Below are 8,878 nucleotides of genomic sequence, written 5' to 3'. Positions count from 1 at the left end.
TGCGGCGCGCTCGGAGAAATCGGCCGCGGCGATACCGTGGCAGAATTCGAGCGCGCGGTATTCGCCGCGCCCGCCGGCACGCTCTGCCCTGCGCTCGTGGAAACGGAATTCGGTTTTCATATTGTCCGCGTTCACGAAAAATCGCCGGGCAGAATATTGCCGTTCGAACAGGTCGAGTTGCGTATCCGCGAAGCCATGTCGCTCGCACTGCGCGACCTTGCCGAACAGCGCTATGTCACCGAAGCAGTAGCGCGCGCGGATATCAAGGGTTGGAAAGACGGGAAAGCGATATGACGCAAGCGGCGGCAAAGCTGCACATCTTCGGAATCTGCGGGCGTTCGGGACAAGGCAAGACCACGCTGATTGAAGCGCTCCTGCCCTGGTTCCAGGCGCGCGGCCTGATTGTGAACGTGGTGAAACACAGCCATCATTCGATCGATCTGGAACCGCCGGGCAAGGACAGCGCACGGTTTCGCGCCGCCGGCGCGGGAGAAGTGCTGATCGCTTCGCCGTACCGTTACGCGATCGTGCGTGAGTTGCACGATGGTCCCGAGCCACCGCTTACTGATCTGATTGCGCGGCTGAGTCCCGCTGACCTCACGCTCGTGGAAGGCTTCACGCGGGAGCCATTGCCGCGTCTGGAAGTCGTGCGGCCGGGCGAGGGTCGCGATCCGCTGTATCTCTCCGATACAGCGATCCTCTGCGCCGGCGCCATTCCCCGAAACGAAGGCGTGGCGCCTGTCATCGTCAATCTCGCGCGGATGCGGCGCATCCGTCATATCGACGCCGCCAACGGTTCGATGGAAGTGGAAGCCGGTTGCGTGCTCAAAACCGTGCAGGACGCGGCGGCGGCGGAAAACCGGCTCTACGCGGTAAGCCTTGGAGCAGAAGGCTCGTGCCAGATTGGTGGGAATTTGTCGACGAACGCCGGCGGCACGGGTGTCGTGCGCTACGGCAACACGCGCGACAACGTGCTGGGCCTGGAAGTCGTCCTCGCCGACGGCACCATCTGGAACGGCCTGCGCGCCTTGCGCAAGGACAACACGGGCCTGGATCTGAAACACTTGTTTATCGGGACGGAAGGCACGCTCGGGATCATCACGGCGGCCACGCTCAAGCTGCATCCGCTGCCCACGCAACATGCGCTCGCATGGTTTGCGCCGGTCGATCCCGCCGCCGCGCTGCAGATCCTCGGCATGTTCCAGGCCGCATGCGGATCGCGCCTGAGCGCGTTCGAGATGATCAACCGGCGCCAGTTGGAACTGGTTATCGAACATGTGCCGGGGCGGCGCAATCCTCTCAGCGAACTGCACGAGTGGCATGTGCTCGTCGAACTCGCGGATACCGGCGGCGGCGACGAAATGGCCGCCCTGCTCCAGCAAACGCTCGAACATGCCGCCGAACAGGGCCTGATTCACGACGCGATCCTCGCCAGCAACGAAACACAGCGCGCGACGCTCTGGGAGATTCGCCACAGCGTGTCCGAGGCGAACAAGAAGGGCGGCGTGGGCCTCACGACGGATTGTGCGGTGCCGGTTTCGGCGGTACCGGTGTTTATAGAACGGGCGACGGCCGCAGTGCATGAAATCGTCCCGGCGCTCGACGTTCTCGTGGTCGCCCATCTCGGCGACGGCAACGCGCATTTCATTCCCTTCTTCACCTTCGATGCCTGGCGCGAACTGCCCGATCCCACGTCGATGGCCAACGCCATGCGCCGCTGCGTGAACGATGTCGCGCACGAACTGCACGGCACCTTCAGCGCCGAGCATGGCGTCGGGCAAACCGGATTGCCCGAGATGGCGCACTACAAGTCATCGGCGGAACTGGGTCTGATGCGCGCCGTGAAGACCGCGCTCGATCCGCAGAATCTTTTCAATCCGGGACGCTTGATTCCCTGAGCGACCCAACCTGATCCGGGCCGCCAACAAAGAAGCCCGGACATCCGCACCCCTGGCGTTTCTGTTTTTATCCACACTTGGAGCCGACATGAAAAAGCAGCCCGCACGCGATGAGATTCAAGCGATTCAAAATCCCGGCCGCCGCACGGTCATCAAGACTGCCGCCGCCGGTGCGGCTGCGGTCGCGTTCCCGTTCGTCTGGACGCCGTCGCGCGCGGCGAGCAAACGGATCGTGATTCGTGACGACGGCGGCATCTACACCAAAGCGTATGGCGCCGTTTTCTACAAGCCATTTACGGAAAATACCGGCATTGAAGTCGTCGGCGTGCAGGCCAACGCCGAACCGACCGCGCAGATCAAGAGCATGGTCGAGACCGGCAGCTACACGTGGGACATGGCGAAGATCAGCCAGCCGGCAATCCTGTTGCTTACGGGCGGCGGCAAGGAATATCTGGAGAAGCACGGTCTGGAAGCGGACCCGATGATCGCCAAGATTCCCTCGCAATACATGTCGCCGTATGGGGTCGGCACGAACGTCTATACGACCGTGCTTGCGTATCGTACGGATGCGTTCAAGGGACGCAAGGCCCCGGCGTCCTGGGCCGACATGTGGAACGTGAAGGACTTTCCGGGCCGTCGCGGCCTGCGTAAATATCCGTTCGATACCTTCGAAGAAGCGCTGATGGGCGGCGGCGTGCCGGCATCGCAGGTGTATCCGGTCGACTTCGACAAAGGCATCGCGAGTCTCGACAAGATTTCCAAGCATGTGGACGTGTGGTGGACGACGGGCTCGCAAGTCGAACAGATGCTCGGTTCGGGTGAAGTCGACATGATCAGCACGTGGGTATCGCGGGCGCAATCGGCCATTGCAAATGGCGCGCCGGTGGCGATCGTGTGGAACCAGAACATCTGGGGCTGCGACAATTGGTCGATCCTCAAGGGCACGCCGAACGCCGCGGCCTGCCGCGAGTTCATCAAGTTCGCGTCCGATCCGAAGCGTCAGGCCGCGCTCGTCGAGTACTTCCCTGCCGGTGTCACGCAGCCCGAAGCGTTCAACTTCATCAAGCCGGAGATCGCGAAGAATTGCCCGACCTTCCCGGAAAACATGAAGAACGGCCTGCATATCGATGCGAAATTCTGGCAGGAAAAGCAAAGCGTCGCGCTCGAAAAGTTCAATAGCTGGATCTTGACCTGAGCCTCGTTTCAGTCACCGCGTTTCATAGCAAGGGATGCCATCACCATGTCTGCCTCGAACCTTCAAATCACGGGACTCTGCAAGCGCTACGGTGACTTCGTGGCGCTCGCTCCCATTGATCTCGACGTCGCCCAGGGCGAATTCCTGACCCTGCTCGGACCGAGCGGTTCGGGCAAGACCACGTTGCTGAGTCTTATCGCCGGTTTGTCGCAACCGGACGATGGCCAGGTGCGCATCAACGGCGTCGATGTGACATATGGCGCGCCGTATGAACGGGACATCGGCATGGTGTTTCAGAACTATGCGCTGTTCCCGCACATGACGGTCGCGGAAAACGTCGCGTTCCCGTTGCAGATGCGCAAGACCGATGCAAAGGCCACGCGCGAGAAGGTCATGCAGGCGCTGGAGATGGTGCACCTGCCGCATGTCGCAGGGAGGTATCCGCGCGAATTGTCGGGCGGCCAGCAGCAGCGGATCGCGCTTGCACGCTGCATGGTGTACAGGCCATCGATCATCCTGATGGACGAACCGCTCGGCGCACTCGACAAGAAATTGCGCGACCAGATGCAACTTGAGATCAAGCGGATTCATCGCGATCTGGGAACGACGATTGTGTACGTCACGCACGACCAGGAAGAAGCGATGACCATGTCCGATCGCATCTGCCTGATGAACGCGGGATCGATCGCGCAACTTGGTTCGCCGGCGGATCTGTATTTCCGGCCGAAGAGCGTGTTCGTGGCGGACTTCCTGGGTGAATCGAATCTGCTCGATGCAGTCGTGACCGGCCGCACGGGCGATGAAGTCCGGATCAGCGTGCAAGGGGGCGCGAATGTGAACGCGATGGCGTACGACGCCGTGATCCGCGACGGCAAGTCCGTGAAGCTGATGCTCCGTCCGCAAAACCTGCAGATCCACGATGGACCGCCGGCAGGGTTCATCAACGGCGGCACCTTGTCGGCGAAACTCACCGACATCATGGTGACCGGCAGCATGACCAAGCTTTATCTGCAGTCGCATGTCACCGATGCACCGCCGCTCGTCGCCGCATTTCCGACCAACCGGCTCGGCAGCCAGTACGAAATCGGGCAGACGCTCGGGCTTTCGTGGCTGACTGCGGACGCTGTCGCGATAGCGGGGTAAAAAATGAATCGCTCCGCCCTGATTGCCGAACAGCCGCGTCCCGACGCACTGCCGCAGCGTCCCGCACGATGGCGCGCATGGCTGCGCCCCGGTGCGATGAGTGCGCCGATCGTGATCCTGCTGCTCGTGATGCTGGTGTACCCCGTCGGGCAACTGCTGCTGTTGAGCGTGCATAACGGCACCGGTTTCACGCTCGTGGAATACAAGCGGCTGTTTGCATCGTCGGTCTATGTGGATGTGTTGCTGATCACGCTGAAGGTCTCCCTTTGGACGACGTTCTTTTCCGTGCTCACCGGATATCCGATCGCGTATCTGATTTCATCGCTGACGCGGGAGCGCAAGAACCGCCTTCTCTTCTGGGTCCTGCTTTCCTTCTGGACCAGCTTTCTAGTGCGCACGTTTGCGTGGGTCGTGCTGCTCGGGCGCAATGGCGTGATCAATCAGGTGCTGATGGGACTGGGGATCATCGACCGGCCGTTGAACCTGCTTTACAACTTTTCCGCTGTGATCGTCGGCATGGTTCACGCGCTGATGCCGCTCGCGGTGCTGACCATGTTGTCGGTCATGGAGAACATCGACCGGCGTTTGCCGAGCGCCGCAGCCACACTCGGCGCTCGTCCGGGAACCGTGTTCTGGAAGGTGTATTTCCCGTTGTCGCTGCCGGGCGTTGCAGCGGGCGCGTTGATGGTTTTCGTGACCGCCATCGGCTTTTTCATTACGCCTACGCTGCTCGGTGGACGCCATCAGACAATGATCACGCAATTGATCATCGACCAGGTGATGCAGGCGTTGAACTGGGGATTCGCGGGCGCGATCTCCGTGTTGCTGCTGGCGGTAGTGCTGATCGTGTTCCTCATCTACGACCGCCTGGTCGGACTCTCGACAATGGCGGGCGGCTCCTCCGCGCGCGGCCCGAAACACGGCGGCGGATTCGGCCGCAAGCTCGGCGATTTCATCCTGACGACACTCGGCAACGCGACCGACTTTGTCATCGGCCTGCTTCCGAAACGCCGCAGACGCGCAACTGTTGGCGCAAGCCTCAGTCTGCGTGTAGTCGTGATCCTGCTGCTGGTGTTCCTGAGCGCGCCCGCGTTCCTGATGATCCCGCTTTCCTTCGATTCTGCTTCCGGTCTCGCATGGCCCCCGCATGGATTCTCGTTGCAGTGGTATCGGCAGATCGCGGATTCGCCGCTATGGATGCAGGCCATCACGCGTTCAATGCTCGTGGGTATCGGCACCGGCATTCTCTCGATGCTGGTCGGCACGCCCGCCGCCTTCCTGCTCGTGCGCGGCGGCATGAAAGGCAAGGCCGCAATGCTTGCGTTCGTGCTCGCGCCCATCGTCGTGCCGCGCATGATCATCGCAGTCGGCGTGTTCTATTTCTTCGCGAAGATCGGGCTGATCGGTTCGGCGTATGGGCTCGTGCTGGCGCATACGGTCGTCGCCGTGCCTTATGTGGTGATCACCATGATGGCCGTGCTGCGCAACTACGACACCCGCCTCGACCTCGCTGCACAAAGCATGGGGGCGCGTCCGTGGGCCACGTTGCGCCGCGTCACCTTCCCGATCCTCGGCGCGGGCTTGATGTCGTCGTTCCTGTTCGCGTTCGCGACGTCCTTCGATGAACTCACCATCGCGCTGTTCTCGTCGGGCGGCTTGAGCACGACCTTGCCCAAGCAGTTCTGGGACGAAATCACCATGCAGATTTCGCCGGTCATTGCGTCGGTATCGACTTGTTTGTTTGCGTTCATTGCGGTGCTGATCTGGGTCGCTGACCGCTTGCGCCGACGCAGCCTTGCTTCTTGAAAACCATCGTTTTACAGGACTTACTCATGCTTTCAGCTCAACAACTGCGTGGCGTTTTTCCGGCCATTCCAACACCCGTCAATCCTGACGACACGATCAACGCCGATGCCGCCCGCGCCCTGATGCGCTATCTGCTGAAGCAAGGCGTGGATGGCGTGGTACCGCTCGGCGGCACCGGCGAATACGGCGCGCTTTCGCGTGCGGAACGCATTCGCATGGCCGAGATCACGGCGAAGGAAGCAGCGGGCAAGATCCCGGTGATCGCGGGCGTGCTCGATCCCGGTTATCACGATGCCATGCAAGCCGGCAAGGACTTCGCCGCGGCCGGCGCCGACGCTCTGCTCGTGCTGACGCCGTACTACACGAACCCGACACAAGGCGGCATCCGCGATTACTTCCTGCGATACGCCGACGAATCGCCGCTGCCCATCCTCATCTATGAGATCCCGTATCGCACGCGGATCTCGATTGCGCCCGAAGTGCTGCACGAGTTGTCGAAGCACGAGCGGATCATCGGCATGAAGGCGTGCAACACGGACATGTGGCACTTCCTGCGCACGGTCGCGGGCGTGGATGAATCGTTCGCTGTTCTGAGCGGCGAAGACACGCTGTTTCCGCTGCATGTGGCGGCCGGGGCGCGCGGTGGCATCGTGGTGACAGCGACGCTGTTGCCGACCGCATGGAAAAGGATCTATGACCTCGCTTGCGAAGGGAAGACCCAGGATGCGCTCGCGCTGCATCGCTCGCTGATCCCGCTGATGAACCTGGCGTTCGCCGAGACCAACCCCGGTCCGATGAAGTCGGTGATGGATCTTATCGATGTCCACGCGCCCGACATGCTCGCGCCGCTGATTCAGGCGGACCCGGCGTTGTCGGCGAATCTGCGCGCCGAACTCGAAAAGCAGCTCGATCTGTTCGAACGCAAGCTTTGAAGTGAACGCTCAGCGCTTGTAGCCGGAAAGCCGCGCCTTCGAAATGGAAGTCGCGGCGACCTGCACGTGCTGCGCGAGCTCGGCTTCAACGCGTTCGATAGACCAGCGCGACGTCGGCACCGAGATGTTGATGGCGGCGACCGCCATGCCGCCGTGATCGGTCACCGGCGCGGCCACGGAAATATCGCCGAGCACGGTTTCGTTTTCGATCACCGCATAACCGCGCCGCGCGACTTTACGCACGCGTTCCAGCAGCTTCTCGGGGTTGGTTTCGGTGTAATGCGTGATCGGATCGAGCCGGGTTTGCGAGAGGATCTCGCGCACGCGTTCGTCGGAAAGGCGCGACAGGATTGCAATGCCCGACGCCGTGAACATGGCCGGCAAACGCGCGCCGACCACGATGTCGATGTTCACCAGATGCTGCCCCGGAAAGCGCGCCACAAACACGATCTCGTGGCCGTCGAGTTCCTGGAGGTTGGTGGTTTCGCCAAGCCGGCGGCTGATGTCCAGAAGATACGGCGAGGCTTTGTCGATGAGTTCGTTCGCACGCACGTAGTTGTACGAGAACTGCAGCACCTTGGTGGTCAGGCCGTAGTTACGCGTTTCCGGCACACGATACAGATAGCCGAGCACTTCGAGTGTGTGCACGAGGCGCTGCGTGGCGCTGCGATCGAGACCGGAGGCGCGTGCAATATCGACGAGCGTCATGTGGCGGCTCGGACCGTCGAACGCGTGCAGGACCTGGAAGGCTTTTTCGGTCGATCCGACAAACAGCGACGAGCGCTGAGTCTCTTTCTCGGCTAACTCTTCTGGCTTGCCGGCAGCGCTTTTGACCATGCTTGTTGGGCTTCTGAAAGTATCGGATTGTGATTATCACGATTGTAGTGCAATCGAATCAGGGAGCTTGAATGGTTTCATCGGTAGCGGATTACCGGCTTGCTGCACGCCGGCGTTTGTCGCGCCTGGCGTTCGATTATCTCGATGGCGGTGCAGAAGACGGCGATGCGTTGAAGCGCAATACGGACGCCTACAAGCAGTGGCTTTTCAAGCCGCGCGTGTTGAAGGACGTGTCCATTTGTTCGGCGGCAACACAGTTTTTCGGGCGTGAAGCCGCCGCGCCGATGATCGTCGGGCCGACGGGTTTGAACGGCCTGTTCTGGCCGCGCGCCGATGAACTTCTCGCTCAGGCGGCGAGCCGCGCGGGTTTGCCGTTCGCGCTATCGACGGCTTCCACGTCGCTGCTCGAAGACGTGCGCGCCGCCGCGCCGCAAGGCGACTTGTGGATGCAGCTCTATGTGCAACAGGATCGAGGCATTGCCGAAGACATCATGCGGCGCGCGAGCGCTGCAGGTTACTCGACGCTTCTTCTCACCGTCGATGTCCCCGTGCACGGCAAGCGCGACCACGACACGCGCAACGGATTCAAACTGCCGTTGAGGCTGACGCCGAAGCTCATTGCCGATTGCATGATGCATCCGCACTGGTCGATGCAAATGGCGCGCTCCGGTTCGCTGCAACTCAAGAACATCGCGAAGAGCGTGGGTGAGCGCGCAGATTTATCGCGTCATTCGGCCATGCTGAGCCGGCAGATGGATCTGAACCTCGGATGGACCGACCTCGATTGGGTCCGCGCGCACTGGACTGGCAAGGTGATCGTCAAGGGCGTGATGAGCGCCGACGATGCAACGCTCGCCTTGAAGCATGGGGCAGATGGCATCGTTGTATCGAATCATGGCGGCCGGCAATTGGGCAGCACGTTTGCGCCCATTGAGGTCTTACCGGGAATCGTGGACGCGGTCGGCAGCGACATGACCGTGCTGGTGGATGGCGGCGTGCGGCGCGGCAGCGATGCGTTGAAAGCGGTCGCGTTGGGCGCAAGCGGCGTGCTGCTTGGACGCGCGCCA

Annotated in this window: 8 protein-coding genes; 7 read left to right on the top strand and 1 reads right to left on the bottom strand. The window is 61.6% G+C overall.

What is annotated here, in order from left to right; translation table 11 throughout:
* The 6 genes from ACRXB1_RS23260 to dapA all read left to right on the top strand — a co-directional run.
* The coding region (locus ACRXB1_RS23260; protein ID WP_449493352.1) for a peptidylprolyl isomerase at positions 1 to 294 on the top strand (294 nt) is incomplete at its 5' end.
* On the top strand, positions 291 to 1,898 hold the full coding sequence (mobB, locus tag ACRXB1_RS23255) for a molybdopterin-guanine dinucleotide biosynthesis protein B (RefSeq protein WP_449493351.1): 1,608 nt from the start codon (positions 291 to 293) through the stop codon (positions 1,896 to 1,898). The genes ACRXB1_RS23260 and mobB, both read left to right, overlap by 4 nt.
* Positions 1,899 to 1,986: 88 nt before the next feature.
* Positions 1,987 to 3,093 carry an ABC transporter substrate-binding protein gene (locus tag ACRXB1_RS23250; RefSeq protein ID WP_449493350.1) on the top strand — a complete coding sequence of 369 codons (1,107 nt, stop codon included), beginning with the start codon at positions 1,987 to 1,989 and terminating at the stop codon, positions 3,091 to 3,093.
* A 45-nt stretch (positions 3,094 to 3,138) separates the two neighbouring features.
* The gene (locus tag ACRXB1_RS23245; RefSeq protein ID WP_062001211.1) at positions 3,139 to 4,236 is read left to right on the top strand and encodes an ABC transporter ATP-binding protein; all 1,098 of its coding nucleotides are present in this window, start codon (positions 3,139 to 3,141) and stop codon (positions 4,234 to 4,236) included.
* Positions 4,237 to 4,332: 96 nt separating this feature from the next.
* Positions 4,333 to 6,042, top strand: coding sequence for an ABC transporter permease subunit (locus tag ACRXB1_RS23240; protein WP_449493353.1), 1,710 nt, complete (start codon positions 4,333 to 4,335; stop codon positions 6,040 to 6,042).
* A gap of 26 nt (positions 6,043 to 6,068) precedes the next feature.
* The gene (gene dapA / locus ACRXB1_RS23235; protein ID WP_449493349.1) at positions 6,069 to 6,974 is read left to right on the top strand and encodes a 4-hydroxy-tetrahydrodipicolinate synthase; all 906 of its coding nucleotides are present in this window, start codon (positions 6,069 to 6,071) and stop codon (positions 6,972 to 6,974) included.
* A 9-nt stretch (positions 6,975 to 6,983) separates the two neighbouring features.
* Here dapA and ACRXB1_RS23230 read toward each other — a convergent pair whose 3' ends face one another.
* Complete coding sequence (locus tag ACRXB1_RS23230; RefSeq protein ID WP_062001214.1) at positions 6,984 to 7,811, bottom strand: IclR family transcriptional regulator; 828 nt, start codon at positions 7,809 to 7,811, stop codon at positions 6,984 to 6,986.
* Positions 7,812 to 7,882: 71 nt separating this feature from the next.
* Between ACRXB1_RS23230 and ACRXB1_RS23225 the strand changes: the two genes are divergently transcribed.
* Positions 7,883 to 8,878 (top strand): alpha-hydroxy acid oxidase (locus ACRXB1_RS23225; protein ID WP_449493348.1); only part of this gene is annotated, 996 nt, incomplete at its 3' end.

Source organism: Caballeronia sp. M23-90 (genome assembly GCF_053574605.1).
This window is presented reverse-complemented; position numbering and strand designations above follow the sequence as displayed.